Source organism: Micromonospora sp. NPDC049559 (assembly GCF_040676675.1).
Classification (GTDB): Bacteria; Actinomycetota; Actinomycetes; order Mycobacteriales; family Micromonosporaceae; genus JBFAPK01.
In genome coordinates this window covers 55,743-73,355 of record NZ_JBFAPK010000019.1, presented here as the reverse complement: position 1 = coordinate 73,355, position 17,613 = coordinate 55,743, and the positions used below count along the sequence as shown (strand labels likewise).

Annotated in this window: 16 protein-coding genes and 4 CRISPR repeat arrays; of the genes, 9 read left to right on the top strand and 7 right to left on the bottom strand. The window is 71.4% G+C overall.

Annotated features, from left to right (window positions below):
- Positions 1-46: 46 nt before the first annotated feature.
- Positions 47-880 (top strand): hypothetical protein, encoded by an 834-nt coding sequence (locus AB0J86_RS20965; RefSeq protein WP_363859236.1) that lies wholly within the window; start codon positions 47-49, stop codon positions 878-880.
- A gap of 137 nt (positions 881-1,017) precedes the next feature.
- A CRISPR array of direct repeats spans positions 1,018-1,776; the repeat unit is 28 nt; unit sequence GGATCACCCCCGCGTGCGCGGGGAGCAC.
- A gap of 396 nt (positions 1,777-2,172) precedes the next feature.
- Here the strand turns inward: AB0J86_RS20965 and AB0J86_RS20960 are convergent.
- Genes AB0J86_RS20960 through AB0J86_RS20950 form a run of 3 tightly spaced genes read right to left on the bottom strand, consistent with a single transcriptional unit; the run spans position 2,173 to position 3,451 of the window.
- Positions 2,173-2,589 carry a hypothetical protein gene (locus tag AB0J86_RS20960; protein ID WP_363859235.1) on the bottom strand — a complete coding sequence of 139 codons (417 nt, stop codon included), beginning with the start codon at positions 2,587-2,589 and terminating at the stop codon, positions 2,173-2,175.
- Entirely contained in the window at positions 2,586-3,269 is a 684-nt protein-coding gene (locus AB0J86_RS20955) for a hypothetical protein (protein ID WP_363859234.1), read from the bottom strand. The genes AB0J86_RS20960 and AB0J86_RS20955 overlap by 4 nt, the downstream gene beginning before the upstream one ends.
- The gene (locus AB0J86_RS20950) at positions 3,266-3,451 is read right to left on the bottom strand and encodes a hypothetical protein (protein ID WP_363859233.1); all 186 of its coding nucleotides are present in this window, start codon (positions 3,449-3,451) and stop codon (positions 3,266-3,268) included. The genes AB0J86_RS20955 and AB0J86_RS20950 overlap by 4 nt, the downstream gene beginning before the upstream one ends.
- Positions 3,452-3,659: 208 nt before the next feature.
- On the opposite strand from AB0J86_RS20950, the gene AB0J86_RS20945 reads away from it, so the two are divergent.
- Positions 3,660-3,911, top strand: coding sequence for a winged helix-turn-helix domain-containing protein (locus AB0J86_RS20945; RefSeq protein ID WP_363859232.1), 252 nt, complete (start codon positions 3,660-3,662; stop codon positions 3,909-3,911).
- A gap of 37 nt (positions 3,912-3,948) precedes the next feature.
- Positions 3,949-5,259: direct repeats of the CRISPR family, unit length 28 nt; unit sequence GGATCACCCCCGCGTGCGCGGGGAGCAC.
- A gap of 67 nt (positions 5,260-5,326) precedes the next feature.
- On the opposite strand, the gene AB0J86_RS20940 is transcribed toward AB0J86_RS20945, so the two are convergent.
- The 3 genes from AB0J86_RS20940 to AB0J86_RS20930 are packed head-to-tail and all read right to left on the bottom strand — an operon-like array spanning position 5,327 to position 6,886.
- On the bottom strand, positions 5,327-5,974 hold the full coding sequence (locus AB0J86_RS20940) for a hypothetical protein (protein ID WP_363859231.1): 648 nt from the start codon (positions 5,972-5,974) through the stop codon (positions 5,327-5,329).
- Complete coding sequence (locus AB0J86_RS20935; RefSeq protein WP_363859230.1) at positions 5,971-6,609, bottom strand: hypothetical protein; 639 nt, start codon at positions 6,607-6,609, stop codon at positions 5,971-5,973. The genes AB0J86_RS20940 and AB0J86_RS20935 overlap by 4 nt, the downstream gene beginning before the upstream one ends.
- Positions 6,610-6,625: 16 nt before the next feature.
- A complete protein-coding gene (locus AB0J86_RS20930) occupies positions 6,626-6,886 on the bottom strand; it encodes a hypothetical protein (protein ID WP_363859229.1) in 261 nt (86 codons plus the stop codon).
- A 249-nt stretch (positions 6,887-7,135) separates the two neighbouring features.
- Positions 7,136-7,773: a CRISPR direct-repeat array (repeat unit 28 nt; unit sequence GGATCACCCCCGCGTACGCGGGGAGGAG).
- Positions 7,774-8,089: 316 nt separating this feature from the next.
- On the opposite strand from AB0J86_RS20930, the gene cas3 reads away from it, so the two are divergent.
- The 7 genes from cas3 to cas6e are packed head-to-tail and all read left to right on the top strand — an operon-like array spanning position 8,090 to position 15,981.
- Positions 8,090-10,549, top strand: coding sequence for a CRISPR-associated helicase Cas3' (gene cas3, locus AB0J86_RS20925; RefSeq protein ID WP_363859228.1), 2,460 nt, complete (start codon positions 8,090-8,092; stop codon positions 10,547-10,549).
- A complete protein-coding gene (locus AB0J86_RS20920) occupies positions 10,542-10,952 on the top strand; it encodes a hypothetical protein (RefSeq protein ID WP_363859227.1) in 411 nt (136 codons plus the stop codon). The genes cas3 and AB0J86_RS20920 overlap by 8 nt, the downstream gene beginning before the upstream one ends.
- A gap of 3 nt (positions 10,953-10,955) precedes the next feature.
- Positions 10,956-12,626, top strand: a complete 1,671-nt coding sequence (gene casA, locus AB0J86_RS20915; protein ID WP_363859226.1) for a type I-E CRISPR-associated protein Cse1/CasA — start codon at positions 10,956-10,958, stop codon at positions 12,624-12,626.
- 12 nt (positions 12,627-12,638) lie between these two features.
- Entirely contained in the window at positions 12,639-13,319 is a 681-nt protein-coding gene (gene casB / locus AB0J86_RS20910) for a type I-E CRISPR-associated protein Cse2/CasB (protein WP_363859225.1), read from the top strand.
- A 15-nt stretch (positions 13,320-13,334) separates the two neighbouring features.
- Entirely contained in the window at positions 13,335-14,534 is a 1,200-nt protein-coding gene (gene cas7e, locus AB0J86_RS20905) for a type I-E CRISPR-associated protein Cas7/Cse4/CasC (protein ID WP_363859224.1), read from the top strand.
- Between the two features lie 2 nt (positions 14,535-14,536).
- Positions 14,537-15,292, top strand: coding sequence for a type I-E CRISPR-associated protein Cas5/CasD (gene cas5e / locus AB0J86_RS20900; protein ID WP_363859223.1), 756 nt, complete (start codon positions 14,537-14,539; stop codon positions 15,290-15,292).
- Entirely contained in the window at positions 15,283-15,981 is a 699-nt protein-coding gene (cas6e, locus tag AB0J86_RS20895) for a type I-E CRISPR-associated protein Cas6/Cse3/CasE (protein WP_363859222.1), read from the top strand. Before cas5e ends, cas6e begins: the two co-directional genes overlap by 10 nt.
- A 3-nt stretch (positions 15,982-15,984) precedes the next feature.
- A CRISPR array of direct repeats spans positions 15,985-16,379; the repeat unit is 29 nt; unit sequence GGGATCACCCCCGCGTGCGCGGGGAAGAG.
- Positions 16,380-16,525: 146 nt separating this feature from the next.
- Here the strand turns inward: cas6e and AB0J86_RS20890 are convergent.
- Positions 16,526-17,503, bottom strand: a complete 978-nt coding sequence (locus AB0J86_RS20890) for a hypothetical protein (protein WP_363859221.1) — start codon at positions 17,501-17,503, stop codon at positions 16,526-16,528.
- Between the last annotated feature and the right edge of the window lie 110 nt (positions 17,504-17,613).

Sequence of the window (17,613 nt, the reverse complement as noted above, 5' to 3'; positions counted from 1 at the left end):
CGCGGCCGCACCCACCGGCTCCCGTCGGGGTGCCTACCATGGCCCGGTGCGGCTCGCTGACTGGTTGCCGGACGTCTGGGCGCAGACCCGGACGGTACGGATCCTCGACGGCGGCGGGGACGGCGGACCGCTGCCCGAGCGCAAGATATTGGCGGGACTGGCCGACCCGGCGCAACTGGACAGGCTGCGGGGACTCAGCACGAGCGGACGGTTCACCGGCGACAGCTGTCGTTGCCTGGGGAACCTGACGCTGGCCCTGTACGACGTCGACGACCGGCTTCTCGGCAACGCGACCGTCCACGGGCATGGCAGGATCTCGTGGGAGCGAGCCGGGTTCGCCGACGACCTCGAGGTCGCCGAGCCGACCGCCCTGGCCCTCTTCCTCGCCGAGTGCGGCGTCGCCGGCCGCCTCGTCGGTCTGTTCACCGATCTCGTCATGGCCCTCGGGTACTACGAGGAGTCCGACGCGCCGCAGTTCCGCCCCGCCGGCGTCGCTGCCGCGCTGGCGGACCGCCAGGTGCCCGAGGCACTCCGCGCCGAGCTGGTCGGTGTCGCCGGCAACGTCGCGGCGGAGCTTCCGGACGATCGGGTACGCGAACTCGCGCGGCGCCTGACCGCCGCCGAACCGGACGGGGTCGCCCGTGCCCGTACGCTGCTGAACTGGCTCGGACGGCTGCCCTTTCCCACGGAGGCGCTGTGGGGCGAGGGCGTCCTGGTACGCCACCTGCTGGCCACGCTGCCCGAGCCGGTCATCGTCGCGGCAGCCGCCGCCGACCAGGCGACCGTGGCGCTCGGCGCGCTCAACTGGGGAGTCCATCAGCCGGACGACCGGGTGATCGCCGCCGCCATCGCACCGACCCTGCGCCGCCTGCTGCCCTGACCGGCAGTCCCGTACCAGCACCAGCGGCGCAGGCGTCTCTGCCGTACCACCCAGGCCGAGCAGGCCCCGCAGCCGGCAAGCACCGGCCCATCCGGGGCGGAGAACAAGGCCGGTGCTGAGTTCGCTGCTCTGCAACGGGAATCACCCCCGCATACGCGGGGAGCACGTCTGCGCCATCAGCAGGTCAAAGACGGTCTGGGGATCACCCCCGCGTGCGCGGGGAGCACGATCTTGCCGTCGGCCGGCGTGCCCATGATCTGGGGTCACCCCCGCGTGCGCGGGGAGCACGAGCCGGAAGAGTGGGAGGCGGTCTGCGCCACGGGATCACCCCCGCGTGCACGGGGAGCACGACGCCGCCCGCACGCGTACCGACCCGGAGGCGGAATCACCCCGCGTGCGCGGGGAGCAAAGACACCTCGCTGATAACGAGGAGATAGCAGGGGATCATCCCCGCCTGCGCGGGGAGCACGCGACTCGGGACTGCCCGGTCTGCGGCCTGCCGGGATCACCCCCGCGTACGCGGGGAGCACACGCTGATGCCAGTCGCCGGCACCGGCGCGGCGGGATCACCCCCGCGTACGCGGGGAGCACCACCCCGCCACGAACCACAGGATCACGCGCTTGGGATCACCCCCGCGTGCGCGGGGAGCACTCCAGCAGCTCCACCAGGCGCCCGAGGTTGCCGGGATCACCCCCGCGTGCGCGGGGAGCACTTCCAGTGCACGTGCTTGTCGTGCCGGTTGCGGGGATCACCCCCGCGTGCGCGGGGAGCACTCAAGCCAACGCTCAGCCTGGCTCACCCACTGGGGATCACCCCCGCGTGCGCGGGGAGCACGCTCGACTTGGAGAAGATGCGCTCGAAGTCGTCGGATCACCCCCGCGTGCGCGGGGAGCACACTTCCTGAGCTGCGCCGCTATAGATCAGAAGTCGCGTTTTTCTTCACTTGGTCTCCTGCCGGTTGGCCTGTGACGGCGCAAGGACTCGGACACAGTTCTACCGGACGAAGCTCCCGGCCGGCGGGCGTACCGGCCTGAGCCGCAGGGTCGTCCCCGTCGGCCGGTACGAACCGGACGCTGGCAGCAGCGAGATTGGCGGTTATCCGGGCCGGATCGCGACCGGTGCCGATGATCCGCACGCCGGCCAAGGGCGGGCGGTGGGCCACCGCGCGGCCGGTCAGGCCGGCTCCACCGATGAGGACGGTTGACATGCGGGGACGCTACCAGCGACGGCCACAGCGCCCCTGCCACGCGCGCTCCACTCTCACGATGCTTGGGACGAGTGCTTCACTCGGTCAGTCGGGGTACCCCTCGGCCTCGGCCTGGCGGACGAAGGACTCCAGCTCGGTCGGGGCCAGCCCCTCGTCTTCGAGGAGGCCGACGACCAGCAGGGTCTGCGCGGTGACGGCGGCGCGCTCCATCGGTACCGGGTCGCGCTCGCCGAGGGCCGCCCAGACCAATGATTCGGCCACGCCGGGATCGACATCCTGACCGGTGTGGTCGTAGCGCTCCCGCACGCTCGCCACGAACCGGATGATCGGGGCGCGATCCTGGCCGGGCCGGAACCGGCGGTGCACGGCGAGCCGGAACGCGGCGTCGAGCAGTTCGCCGTACCGCTGCCAGGCTGGCTCGTCGAAGCGGCGCAACCGCTGGTCGTGCTCGTACAGTCGCCCGGCGGCCAGGTCGCGCAGCGCCGCCGCGTACCGGCTCACCACGGGATGCTCCGGGCCAGCTCGCGGTAGACCTCGTACCGGACCCGGGCGAGGAACGCCCGCCAGCCCCGCCACCCGTGGGCGCGTCGCAGCAGCGCCCCGGCCGACGCCACGCCGGCCCGGCGCTCGGCCGGTTCGGGTGGCGTCGACAGCGCGGCCGGTGGTGGTGGCGGGTGCTCGCCCGGGGCGAGCTGGTCGGCGTACCGCTCCAAGGCCCGGACCCCGATGGCCAGCCGGGCGGCGACCAGGTCGAGCCGCGCGCACGCCGCGCCCCACCGGTCGGCGGTGGCCAGCGCCGTCGGCTGGTCGGCGCCGGCGCGCCGCAGCCGGTCCTCGGCCACGGCCAGGCCGCGCCGTACCCACGCGGCGTCGCCGGCCGCCAGCTCGGCCGCCTCCCGGGCGGCGGCCAGCCCGTCGAGGACGTTTCCGACGGCGTACGCGGGTGCGCCCGGCAGCCGCCGCGCCGCACTGAGACCGGTGTGGACCAGCGCCAACGCCTGCCACGATTCGGTCAGCGCGCTCTCCCAGCGGGTCAGCGCGGCCCGGGGCAGCGGATTCCGGCCGCCGCGCAGCTCGGCGCCCGCGCGGTCGGCGGCCTCCGCGATCCGCAAGCATGTCGCGCGTACGGTCTCAGCGGCGCCCTCGGCGGCGCCGACGGCTTGGATGATCGTGGTGGTCATCGCCCGGCCGCCTCCAGCACCAGGCGCGCGAAGCGCAGCTCCCAGCAGGGGTACGCGTCGCCGCAGGCGCAGTACCAGCGGATCACCTGCCGGGGACGGTGCCCGTAGACGATGTCGTGGGCGTCGTCGATGTCCTCGGTCGACGGAAAGTCGGGCGGTTGGGCGTGCGGGGTGGCGGTCACCGGATTCGTTCCTCCCGTGCTGGCAGTTGCGGGCAGGTCGACACACCCGGCCGGCCGGGATAGGGACCGACCAGCCGGGCTCTGTGCGGTGGTGACCAGCTCCGGGTTTGCAGACCTGGGAGCCGGTCACCGAGCAGCGTATATAACAGGTGATGTACGTGCAACTACCAATCGTGATCACTTGCCATACAAAGCTGTGCGTGATCGAATGGCGGGGCAGACCTGGGAGCCACACATGCCCGCCAAAGCGAAGTGGGCGCAGATTGTCGACGACATCCGCGCCCAGATTGCCTCTGGGGAACTCTCCCCTGGGGACAAGTTGCCGTCGACCTCGCAACTGTGCAAACAGTACGACGTCTCCGCGATCGTCGTGCGCCAAGCCATCAACGCGCTAAAGGTCGACGGCACGCTGGAGGGCGTGGGCGGCGTCGGCGTCTTCGTCGCCGAGCGCCACCAGTAGCCGCAGCCGCTTACTCGAACGCAATTTCCATTGCCTCAACTCGCCCCCGCGTGCGCGGGGAGCACGACGCAGCGGTGGCCCGGGTGCTGCGGGACACCGGATCACCCCAGCGTCCACGGAGAGCACCGGATGAGCCGAGCGGGCAAGCGGGCCCGCGTGGGATCACCCCCGCGTGCGCGGGGAGCACCTCAACCTGGGCACGCAGACGGGAAGCTGGGCCGGATCACCCCCGCGTGCGCGGGGAGCACACCAGCAGCTTCCGGTTCTCCCGGCTCGCCTCGGGATCACCCCCGCGTGCGCGGGGAGCACGCGGCGCCCCCGGTCACGCTCGACTACGACCAGGGATCACCCCCGCGTGTGCGGGGAGCACGCCCCGACCGGGCGCCTTACCAGGGCTTTTCAGGGATCACCCCCGCGTGCGCGGGGAGCACGGCGACGACACCCGGTCCCGGGGCGCGGGGCTGGGATCACCCCCGCGTGCGCGGGGAGCACGACGCCATACGCGAGGCTGCCGCGCTGGGAGACGGGATCACCCCCGCGTGCGCGGGGAGCACCTGGCCGCCGACGCTGACGCGCTGGTCTCGCTGGGATCACCCCCGCGTGTGCGGGGAGCACGCCCCGACCGGGCGCCTTACCAGGGCTTTTCAGGGATCACCCCCGCGTGCGCGGGGAGCACGGCGACGACACCCGGTCCCGGGGCGCGGGGCTGGGATCACCCCCGCGTGCGCGGGGAGCACGACGCCATACGCGAGGCTGCCGCGCTGGGAGACGGGATCACCCCCGCGTGCGCGGAGAGCACCTGGCCGCCGACGCTGACGCGCTGGTCTCGCTGGGATCACCCCCGCGTGCGCGGAGAGCACACGGACGGCTGGGCGCCGGTAAGGCGCCACTGGGGATCACCCCCGCGGGCGCGGGGAGCACGGGAGCGGGTGGACCAGGACGGAGCCCTCCACGGGATCACCCCCGCGTGCGCGGGGAGCACTAGGCACCCGCGCTGCGGTTCCGCTCGACCTGGGGATCACCCCCGCGTGCGCGGGGAGCACACGGTCTTCGTGCTCCGGGTGGTCCGCATCTGGGGATCACCCCCGCGTGCGCGGGGAGCACCGCATGTCGTCGTGGCCGTAGAACGCCCGCACCGGATCACCCCCGCGTGCGCGGGGAGCACAGAATCACATCACCGGCCTGGAATTGCTCCGGCGGATCACCCCCGCGTGCGCGGGGAGCACGCGACTACCCCAATGCTCGTAGCCGTGGCCGCCGGATCACCCCCGCGTGCGCGGGGAGCACGGCTGGTGGGTCAACGACATCGACCCCCGGAACGGATCACCCCCGCGTGCGCGGGGAGCACACTTCCTGACCTGGGCCTCTATAGATCAGAAACTGCGTTTTCATTCACTTGCAACCCGATCATGGAATCAGATGCTGCTCAGGTAGCCGCGTAAATCCTCATTGGCTCCCTGGAGCAAGCCCAGCGAGTCCTCCACGCGCTTACGTGCCAGCGTCAGCCGCCCATGAGTCTGCTGAACCACGTCCTGCCGACCGCCGGACAGCGCCGCCATGATCCGGTCATGGCTGGCGCGCATCGGCTCCAGCAACGACCCGAGTCCCTCATGCGCGCGTTCGAGCTGCTGGATCACCTCACCGATCCCAGAGATGATCTCGCCCGCTCCCCCGATCGGCCCGCTCCAGAAGTGCGACACCCGAGGCGCGTTGCCGCGAGACCCGCGACCGCTTCGTCGCGCACTCACGGCGCCTTTGCCCGCACTGTCAATCGAAGCGGCACGCTGCTGACGACGGTCGCGCCAGTGGTCAATGGTCGCGACAACCAGCGCCTTGCCGGCCGAGCCGACCATGCCGCCCACGACCGCGCCGCCGGTCGCCGCTACCGAGCTTGCGACCGGCAGGCCATAACGCGCACTGGCGAGCCCGAGCAGCATGCCAACGCCCGCGCCGCCCCATTCCGCGAGTTTCCCGAGCCCTTCCTTGGCGCTCTCGACGCCAAGCCGCCGGGCGAACGGCCGTTCCTTCTTCTGCGATCTGCGTTGTTTCCGCCCGTACCTCATGACGTCACGATCGGGTCCAGGAAGGCGCAGCCTGTTGAAATCAACAACGGTAGGTTCATCGCGGTGTCCCGAGCCACCTCCTCAGGCGTGAGATTCAGCAACTCCTCGCCTTCCTCCGCCTCCTCTGACTCATCCGCGTAGAAGGCGCAGGCGTCCCAGAGGCTCGGGTGCAGGTATGCATAGGACCACTGCGAGTAGACCTGAATGGGCACGGCTGCCTTGGCCTGACCGGCGTGGCCGATCCGATGAAGGTGTGGCTCTTCTGGGGTCGAGCCGAGTCCTTCGCCGAGCGGCAGGAGCTTGTAGCGGCGGAAGACGGCTTCCAGGGTGCCTTCCGGGTCGAACTCCAGGAGCAGGCCACGAGAGAGCAGGTCGTCCACGATCTCTTCGGCGCGCGGCTCGGGCCGGGGCACCGTCTGGAGGTACTGGATCAGGGCCTTACGGTCGATCTTGAGCTTGGCGTGCCGCTCGGCGTCCACAAAGGATGCTGCCCAGACCGCCGCCTCGGCCTCGGTCAGCTCGACCAGGTCGTCCCCGAGGTGGATTTCGTAGCACTCCGGCGTCGGGTCTGGCGGACGGACGTACCGGTAGCGCGGACCCATGGACAGCCCGACGGGCACGATGACGCGTGACATGACCTATCCCCTGCTCTCAAAACGAGGCAACGTAGCTCTTGGTCGACTCGACCGCGCCCTGCGCGAGCGTCGCCGCCTCGTTGAGCCGCTGCTTGACCTGCTCCATTCGGGCCAATGCCTCCATGACCCGGGGATGGTTCGTACCGGTGGTGACGGCCCGCAATTGCGCCACGGCCTGCTCCATGGACTCGGCAACCGCCCGGAGCTGCGACACCTGCCGGGCTGTCTCGTCCCCGAACCGAGCCACCCCGGCCTTCACCTGCTCGATGCTCGACACTGCGGGCTCCTCCCCAAGCCGCCGCCAATCCCAGCGCCGACCGTACCGAATCCACCACACCCCGTCAGCCCACCACACCGCCTATGAACTTCAATACCAACAACGATGACCGTCGGACTGAAAACACCACGCCCGCAGCCAGCCCAGACCCACCTCCGCATACGCCGGGATCACCTGTTCACGTGCGACCTCTGGCTGCCGATCTGGGGATCACCCCCGCGTACGCGGGGAGGAGCGTGACGGACCCTCGGGATCACCCCGCGTACGCGGGGAGGAGACGGCGCCCGGGTTGTTGCCGTTGTGCTCGACGGGATCACCCCCGCGTACGCGGGGAGGAGTTGCGCTTGGACCAGGCCGTCGCGCTGACGGAGGGATCACCCCCGCGTACGCGCGGAGGAGGGGCTTCGGGCGATTCTGGCGAGGTCGACGGTGGGATCACCCCCGCGTACGCGGGGATGAGGGCCGCTTGTCGCCACGCTGGGCGGCGTTCCGGGGATCACCCCCGCGTACGCGGGGAGGAGATGCTGTCGCCGGTCCGGATACCTCGCCATGTGGGATCACCCCCGCGTACGCGGGGAGGAGCTAGCGGATCAACTTGAGTCGGCCACGATCCTGGGATCACCCCCGCGTACGCGGGGAGGAGGTGGCGGTGTGCACGCTGTTCGCGCCGTTCCAGGGATCACCCCCGCGTACGCGGGGAGGAGTGTGATCAGTCGCCGGAACTGTGTGTGATCCACGGATCACCCCCGCGTACGCGGGGAGGAGGGCTAGCGGCGGGCCCCTCCCCGGTCACGGAAGGGATCACCCCCGCGTACGCGGGGAGGAGACCAGCGTCAGCACCCGCGTGTCCGGGTGGTTCGGATCACCCCCGCGTACGCGGGGAGGAGGCTTCCTGACCTGCGGTGCTATAGATCAACAATCGGGTTTTTCTTCACTAGCCCTCTCCTGCCGGCGGTTCGCTCGCCAGCGGTCGCGGTACCGATCCACGGGCCGCCGACCGCGCCCCGACGAGCGTACGGCTCGACAGTGGATCACTCACTGCTGCCGTGCCGCTCCTGTCGGCTACTCGACAGGTGGCTAGGACGTGAGGCTTCCTTCGGGCATTGTCGGCCCTCGTGTGATCGCGCGGTCGACGCAGCGTCAATCCTGACCGGGGCGTACCCGCGCAGTCGCAGCAATGGAAGCAGCCGATAGGTAGGTGTGGTGCCCGAGCAGGTGCGGCCCGATGTGCGGGCCTTCTGGGGCAAGGCTGGCCAGGCAAAACAGGGCGAGGTGACCGTCCCGCATCCGCTGATCTGCCACACCGTCGACACCGCCACGGTGACCGAACTGCTCTACGGGACGCTGGTCGGGCCGGTCGCCCGCGCCGAACTGGAGGCGGCGTTCGCGCCGCTCGGCGGTACCGCCCGGGGCTGGGTCGCATTGTTCTGCGGGCTGCACGACCTCGGCAAGCTCTCCCCCGCGTTCCAGGCGCTCCGCGCCGACGTGGCGACCGCGCACCTGCCCGCCGAAGGCTCGGCCAGAATCGCACGGCTGGCCGCGAAGCGCACCGGCCCCGACCGTACCGACACCCTGCACGGCGTGCTGACGACGTACCACCTGTCGCGCCTGCTCAGGTCGTGGGGCGCGGAGCCCGGCACCGCCCTGGCCGTCGCGCTGGCGCTCGGCGGCCACTACGGACGGTACTTCGCCGCCCAGGTGCTCACGAACGCGCGGGTCGCCGAACGGGACCACGGCGGCGCGTCGTGGGAGCCGTCGGTCGAGGAGCTGATCTGCCGTACGGCGGAACTGCTGGAACTGCCCGACCCGCGCTCGCTGCCCTGGTCCGACGTGCGGGTAAGCACCGCCGCGACGGTCGCGCTCGCCGGGCTGACCACGGTCACCGACTGGATCGCCTCCGGCTCGATCGACAAGAGGACGCACGCCGGAGCCGACGTCGACCTGGCCGAATACATCAAGCTTTCCCGCGAACGCGCCCGGGAGCAGGTGATCGACCGGCTCGGCTGGACCGGCTGGTCGTCGCCGCCCGCCGACACCGGCTTCGTCGGGCTCTTCGGGCAGGAGCCCCGGCCGCTCCAGGCGGCGATCGAACAGCTGGTCGCGGGCCGGACCGCACCCGGCATCCTGATCGTCGAGGCGCCGACCGGGGAGGGCAAGACCAAGGCGGCTCTCCAGGCGATGGTGAGCCTGGTCCGTCAGCTCGGGCTGGCCGGCTTCTACGTCGCGATGCCGACCCGGGCCACCAGCAACCAGGCGTACGAGGTGGTCACAAAGCTGTTGACGCAGCTCGGCCCCGGATTGACCGCGAAGCTGCTGCACGGTACGGCGGCGGAGTACCTCGCCGGCAGGCGCGCGCAGGAGGCGCGGGTCGACCCGGTCGGCGCGGCCGAGGTCGGCGGCGACGAGCCGGGCGGGGCCCAGGACGCGCACGTCCGGGAGTGGTTCACCTGGCTCCGGGGGCTGCTCGCGCCGCTGGCGGTCGGCACCATCGACCGCGTCCTCCAGGCCGGCATCCGGCGACCGTGGGCACCCGTACCGCTGGTGGGGCTGTCGAACCGGGTCGTGATCCTGGATGAGGTGCACAGCTACGACGTGCACATGTCCACGCTTCTCGACCGGGTACTCGCGTGGCTGGGCTGGCTCGGCGTACCCGTGATCGTTCTCTCCGCGACGCTGCCGGCCGCGCGCCGGGCCGAGCTGGTCACCGCCTGGTACGCGGGCGCGCGCCGCGGCCGTCCCGACCGGCTCGACCTGCCGCCGCCGTCGGGCTACCCCCGGGCGCTCTGGCTCGACCACCACGGCGTCCCGATCGAGGTACGCGCCGACGCCTCCCCCACCAACACCGACCGCCCGGTCCGGCTCGTCACCGTTCCCGACCGGGACCTGGTCGGGTGGGCGCTGGAGCGGGCGGCGCGCGGTTGGGGCGTGGCGATCGTCCACAACCTGGTGAAGCGTGCGGACCGGACCTTCGACGCGCTGACCAAGGCGGCGGCGTCGCTGCCGGAGCACCGACGGCCGAGGATCGTCAAGCTGACCGGCCAGCTTGCCGGCGGCCAGCGCGCCCGGGTCGAGGCCGAGTTGCGGCGGCTCTTCGGCGAGGACGGCACCCGCGCGCCCGCGTCCGGCTACATTGTGGTCGGTACCCAGGTGCTGGAGCAGAGCCTCGACCTGGACTTCGACGCGATGGCCAGCGACGTGGCACCGGTCGACGGCATCGTGCAGCGGGCTGGCCGGCTGCACCGGTTCCGCCGCATCGACCCGGACGCGCCGCCGGTGCTGGCCATCCTCGGCGTGACCGAGAAGCGGGCCGGCCCGAAGTGGGCCGCGTACACGGTCAACATCTACGCCGACGCGATCCTGCTGCGCACCTGGGCGCTGCTGCGTGAGCGTACCGAGCTGCGGCTGCCCGACGAGGTGCCGGAGCTGGTCGACGCGGTCTACGCCGAGCCGAACGGAATCGCCTGCCCGCCCGGCTGGGAGAGGCGCTGGGACGATGCCGCCGAGCGGCTGCGCCGGGCGCGGCGATCCGACGCGGACCTGGCGACCAGCATCTACCTTCCGCCGCCCGAGCCGGACCCGATGGTGTTGCGGGAGCTGACCAAGCACGTCCGCAACGTCGGGCAGACCCGCAAGCCGAGCCCCTGGAGCGAGCGCCATGGCTGACGAGGATTCGCTCCCGTTCGAGGACGCGGTCGACGTCGTGGTGCTGCGGGCCACGGGCGGGCAGACCGTACCGGTGGCGGGCGGCACCCCGATCGACCTGACGGACGACGACGAGCCGGTCGAGGATCTACTCGCCGAGCTGCTGGCGGCGACGGTACGCGTCCGCGCTGACGAGGGCGTTCCGCCCGAGGCTCTGGCGGCGCTGCGGGAGCTGCCGGTACCGGCCGCGTTCCGCGCCTCGCCCTGGCTGGACGCGAGCCGGGCGCTCGTCGTACGCGACGGCGTCGGCCACGCCGGCGGGCTGACCGTCTACTACGACGACGACAGCGGCCTGCGGATCGACTTTCCCGAGGCGGACTCCGAGGCGGATTCCGATGACCTTGACGACGACGGGGACGGGTGACCGGTGCGCTTCAACCTGCTCGACGAGCCGTGGCTGCCGGTGGTCCGCCTCGACGGTACCGCCGGCGAGGTCGGCCTGGTGGCGCTGGTGCGCGAGGCGCACGAGCTGCGCCGGATCGTGGGCGAGACACCGCCGATGACGGCCGCCCTGCACCGGCTGGTGCTGGCCTTCCTCTACCGGGTCTACCAGCCGTTGCCCAAGGGCGCCTGGGCCAAGCTCTGGCGGGCCGAGAGCCTTCCCGCCGATCCACCGGACGGCAGCGGGAGGCTACCCGAGGACGCGCGGCTGGCGACGTACCTGGCGAAGTACCGCGAGTACCTGGCGCGGTACGCCGACCGCTTCGCGCTCTTCGACGCGGAACGGCCGTTCTTCCAGTGTCCCGCCGTCGCGGGCGTGCCGGCATCCAGCGCGGCCAAGCTGGTGCCGTACCGCGCGGCGGGCAACAACGTCACCCTCTTCGACCACACGACGGCGGATGACGAGGTACGGCTTACCCCGGCCGAGGCGGCGCGCTGGTTGGTGACGTTGCAGGCGTACGACCCGGGCGGCATGAAGAGCCCCTACAAGACGGTCAAGTCGTCGGAGCGGGCGCCGGGCAACCGGTTCGGGATGGTGCTGGTCGAGGGCGCCACCCTCAAGGAGACGCTGCTGCTCAACCTGCTGCGGTACGAACCGGAGAGCCAGAAGCCGCGCAAGACCTGGCCGGACGACCGCCCGGTGTGGGAGGCCGACCCGCCCCAGCCCGAGCCGAACATCCGAGAGCCGCTCGGCTGGACCGACCTGCTCACCTGGTCGTCCCGCCGGGTCTGGCTCGTGCCGCGCGAGATCGACGGCGAGACGTACGTCGACCGGGTCGTCATCACCCCCGGCGACAGGCTCAAGGCCGAGCTTCAGGACAACGAGTGGATGGCCGCGTACCGGCGCAATCGGCTGCCGCAGAAGAAGACCCGGAAAAACGACAAGCCCTCGTACGGTCCGTGGTATCCCGTGCAGCTCCGGGTCAACCGCGGCGTCTGGCGGCACAGCCAGGAGCTGCTGCTGGCCCCGTCGGGCTCCGGCGAGGCTCACCAGCAGCGCCCCGACACGCTCGACCACGTCTCCGAGATGGTGGAGGCCGGCGAGATCGCCGAGGACGCCGTCTACACGCTGCGGGTCTTCGGGCAGCAACTCGACGCGAACGCGTCGATCGTGGAGCAGGTGCTGGAGGAGGCGGTCGCCGCGCCGGTCGTTCTGCTGCGGGCGGAGGAGGCCGTGGCCGGGCCGGTCATCGGCCACAGCGTTCAACTCGCGGACCGGGTCGGCGACGAGCTGCTGGCCATGGAACGCGCGTACCGGGCGCGGCTCGCCGCCTCGCTCTCTGCCGACCGCGAGCGCAAGGCCGGGCCGAAGAACCTCGAACTCGCGTACTGGCCTCGGCTGGTTCAGCCCTTCGACGTCTTCCTGCGGCGGTTCGCCGAAACGCTGCGCGCCGGCCGGCGCGACGAAACGGCGACCGCCGAGTGGGCCGACGCCGTACGCCGGATCGGCCAGCGGGCCGCGCAGGACTGGGCCGAGGGACCGCCCCGGCAGGGCCGCCACCTGGAGGCGGCGGCCGACTGCTACGGACAGTTCCTGGGCCAGCTCCGGCGGTGGCTCAACGCCTATCGCGGGCACATCGCCAGCTACCTCGAATAGGAGATCGGCAGCGTGGAAGCAACCAGGCCGCTCAACGAGCGGCAGCGGGCCGACGGGCAGCCGCGAGCCGACGAGTGGCAGCGGCGGCGGGCCTTCGTCCAGCAGCTCTACCGGCTGCACCGGGCGCTCACCTCCGAGAATCCTCGGCTCTCCGGCGAGGCCCGCCGTACGCTGGCCCGGCTGCGGCGCTCCTTCGCCGGTCCGCGCCAGGAGGCGGAGGCGTACGAGTTCGTCTTTCCCCACGATCCGCCGGAGCGTGAGCAGAAGCTGTGGCTGCTGGTCGCCGGCCTCTTCGCGCTGCACCCGCACGGCGACACCGGCACGGGACGGTCGGTCGGCACCGCGATGCGGATGCTCGCCGACGAGCGCGTCTCGGCGCAGCGCCGCTTCACCCAACTGGTCTCCGTCGACCCTGATCATCTGCCGTACTACCTGCGGCAGATGATCCAGCTCCTGCGCTCCGACGATGTCGCCATCGACTACCACCGGCTGCTGAGCGACCTGGTACGGATGCACTCCGGCCGGGAGGCGGCACAGGAGGTGCGGTTGCGCTGGGCGCGCGACTACTACCGGCCGCGCGTACCGGGAAACCGCTCGGCCGGGACCGGCGACGGCGCGGGCGACGCCGGGCAGGCCGCCTCGCCCGAGCCGCCGAGCCCCGAGGTCCCCGCAACCTCGCCGACCGACGCATAACCAGGGAGAACACCGATGATCATCGAGCTGCACCTGCTCCAGTCCTTCCCGGTCAGCAACCTGAACCGGGACGACGTGGGGCAGCCCAAGACGGCGACCTTCGGCGGGCACGTACGCGGCCGGATCTCCAGCCAGTCCCTCAAGCGCGCCGCCCGGGTCCTCTTCCAGAAGGACGGGCTGGAGCGCTACGGTCTCGACCCCGCCGAGATCGGCACCCGCACCAAGCGACTGGTGTCGGCGGCCGCCGGCATCCTCAGGGACAAGAACGGCCGGCCGGAGGTCGAGGCCGCGGGAGTCGCCGAGGCCGGCATCCGCGCCCTCGGCTTCGGCCTCGACGAGCGGCGCAAGGACCAGCGGCTCACTCAGTACCTGCTCTTCGTCGGCAGCACCGCCGCCGCGCTGCTGGCCGACTACTGTGAGCGGGACTGGGACCGGCTCGCCGCCGACGCCGCCGCGCGCGCCAAGGCCGCCGGCCGGAAGAAGGCCACCGACGGCGAGGAGAACGACGAGGCGGAGAAGAAGCAGAGCAAGGTCAAGCCGGACAAGCAGACCGTGGACGAGGCGAGGCGCATCCTCGACGCCGGCCGCGTGGTCGACGTGGCGCTGTTCGGACGCATGATCGCCGACAACAAGGACTTCAACGTCGACGCGGCCTCCCAGGTGGCGCACGCCATCTCCACCCACGCCGTGGCCAACGAGTACGACTACTACACCGCCGTCGACGACCTCCAGCCGGAGGACCAGTCGGGTGCCGACATGATCGGTACGGTCGACTTCAACGCCGCCTGCTACTACCGGTACGCCAACCTCGACCTCGACCAGCTCGCCAAAAACCTCAAGGGCGACACCGACCTGATCTCCCGAGCGACCCAGGCGTGGCTGAACGTCTTCATCGACGCGATCCCGAGCGGCAAGCAGAACTCCATGGCGGCGCTGACCCCGCCGGAGAGCCTGCTGGCCGTGGTCCGCGACCGGGGCGCCTGGAATCTCGCCAACGCCTTCCTCCGACCGGTCGACGAGGCGAACCTGATGGTCGCCTCGACGCGGGCGATGTTCGGCCACTTCGGCCGGCTGCGTGACTTCTACGGCGACGCCGACCTTCGTGCCGTGGCCGCCGCCTCGGTCACCGCCGACGTGGACGGCCTCCCCGAGCGGGAGGTGGTCGCGACCCGGGACGACATGGTCTCGCGCGTGCTCGCCGCGACGAAGGCGTGACGGTGCCGGTACGCACCCTCGCGCTCTGCCTCGACGCCCCGATGCAGTCCTGGGGCGTACGCTCGCGCGGCAACATCCGCGACACCGGCCGGGAGCCGAGCAAGTCCGGCGTGGTCGGGCTCCTCGGCGCGGCGCTCGGCGTCGAGCGCGAAGACACGGGGCGGATCGCCGATCTGGCCGGGCTGCGGATGGGCGTACGCGTCGACCGTGAGGGCATCCTCGAACGCGACTACCACACCGTGCAGAACGTGCCGACGACCACCGGCGGCGGGCACCGTACCGCCGTCAGCCACCGCTACTACCTCGCCGACGCGTTGTTCCTGGTCGTACTCGAAAGCGAAGACGCGACGCTGCTCGGCCGGATAGCCGAGGGCCTGCGGAAGCCGGTCTGGCCGCTCTTCTTCGGCCGGCGGGCCTTCGTGCCGGCTCGGGCGCTGGTCGGCGCCGGTCAGCCCGGCGAGCCACGCAGCGGCCTCGGCCTGTCGGACCGGCCGCTCGAATCGGTGCTGGCCGGGCACCCGTGGCTGGAGGATCGCGCCGAGGTGCGCGACGTTCAGCTCAAGCGGTCCGAGGGCGAGCGCGACCCGCTGCGTACCGTGGTCGACTGCCGCCCCGCCGACCCGGCGGCCGAGATCCGTCCCGACGTGCCGCTCTCGTTCGAACGGGCGAACCGCCGCTTCGCGACCCGCACGGTACGCACCGGTCACGTGTCCCTGACCGACGAGTTGATCCGGGCCGAGGAGATCCCGTGTACCTGAGCAAGCTGCTGATCAACGTTTACTCCCGGGAGTTCCGGCGCGACCACGCCGACATCCGGCAGATGCACCGCACGGTGATGTCCGGCTACCCCGATCTGCCCGACGACACCCCCGCACGGCAGTCCCAGGCGGTCCTCTGGCGGCTCGACGGTATGCACCGCGGCTTCGTCCAGTACGTCCAGTCCCTCGGCAAGCCCGACTGGAGCCGGCTACCAGCGGACTACCTCACCGAGCCCGCGCAGGTCCGCAGCCTCCAACCGGTCCTCGACGCGATCGCACCCGGACGCCGGTTCAGCTTCCGACTGGTCGCCAACCCCGTCCGGACCATCCCTCGCCCCGTCGACCGACCGCCTGTCGAGGCGGGCAAACGGACCCACGGCATGAAGGTCGCCCGCCGCGACCCGCAGGAGCAGCTCGAATGGCTGATCCGCAAGGGCGAGCAACACGGCTTCGTCATCCCGGCCGCCGCCAACGGCCGGCCCGATGCCGCCCCGTCGCCGTGTCTGGCCCTGACCGGGCAGAGCCGACCGGGCGACCGAGGCCCGATCACCATCGAGCCCGTACGGTTCGAGGGCCACCTGATCGTCACCGACGCCGCCGCGTTCACCGAAGCGCTGCACGGCGGGATCGGCCGGGCCAAGGCGTACGGCTGCGGCCTGCTCAGCCTCGCCCCACCCCGACAATCCTGAGCACGATCCACCCCCGCGTGCGCGGGGAGCACATGCGGCACTCGCCAGCCGGTACGCCTGACTGGGGATCACCCCCGCGTGCGCGGGGAAGAGGAACCGGCGTCACCAGGTTGAGGGCCTGGCGAGGGATCACCCCCGCGTGCGCGGGGAAGAGAACGATCAGGCTCTCAATGAAGTTGATGACCCGGGATCACCCCCGCGTACGCGGGGAAGAGATGCACTCCGCGACGCGCTTCCGGTCGTCCGGGGGATCACCCCCGCGTGCGCGGGGAAGAGTCAGTCGATGCCGACGGGCTGTATCAGGACTCGGGATCACCCCCGCGTGCGCGGGGAAGAGAGCAGGATCTTGTAGGCCGTGTTGCTCGACGTGGGATCACCCCCGCGTGCGCGGGGAAGAGACTTCGTGACCTGCGCTTCCGTAGATCACTTACAGCCTTTTTCATTCACTTGCGAACCGATCATGGCGTCAAGCGCGGGTGAGCGTCCGGCGCATCGGGCGGCCCGGGCCGCCGGCGGATCGGGCGGCCGGTTGGCCGACGGTCGGTCAGCGCCGCTGTGGCAGTGCGTCCCACGGAATCGCGGCACGCAATGCGGCCAGCGCGTCCGCGCGCGCGGCGCACCGCTCGGCGTCGCCGGTGTCGATGTCGCGCCATTTGATCGTGCGCAGGAGCTGGTCTCCCTCCATCCACCAGCCCGGAAGTTCGCCCGCCGTGGTCATCTCCCGCACCCGGGGCGTGACGATGGCTCGCGCAAACTCGGGATCGTCGGTGTGATCGGTGGGCGAGTCCGCCGACGGCGAGAAGCCGAACACGTCGCTCGGCGGCGGCGTGCCCTGTGCCGATCCGGCATGGCCGAAGAACGCATCCGCCATGCTGCCCCTGACGCCTCTGCCGGTCTCCGTACCAATCAGGTAGTGGACGAAGCCCTCACTCACATAGGGGACGGAGATCGGCAGCCGCATCCGCCACACCGTCTGCGTGTCCAGGTTATGGCGTACGTCGCAGATGGTGATGTCGGCGCCATCGATCTGTCCGCTGAGGACATCTTCCGCCCGCGCGGGCCCACCACCGGTGGGCACGCCCGCGACCCTCTCGGCGGTGCGCCTCCCCCTGATGTCGACGTTGGCGGTCCGCTGGTAGGCCCAGCTTCGCCGGGCCGCCAGATCGCGCAGCCGCCGTCTCCGGATCGCCGTCAGCACGACATGACGTACGACCGCGAACACCACGAGCGCCACGATCCCCACCAGGATCCCGGCGACAACGACGACCCCGGGGCTGTACTGCGGCAGGGCCTTCACCGCGGAGTAGATCCCGAAACCCGCGCCGAACAGCAGGACGAAGCCACCGGGGAACGTACGCTTCGCCGGGCTCCTCGGCCCCCACCACACTCCGAACGCTCCGACCAGGAGCAGGGCGAACGTGCCGGCAACCGCCGTCGAAAACACCAACGCGTCCAACACGCTGCCGAGGGCGACCGCCACGACGATGAGCAACAGGGTCTGGACCCTGACCGACAGGTTCACCGGCCACACGATGCCACAAGCGATGCGTCCGCGCGGCCCGGTCGATGGCCCGCCCGCCACGGGTCACCGCGGTCACCCGGTAAGCCCTCGTCGACTCCGTTCCTCTGCTA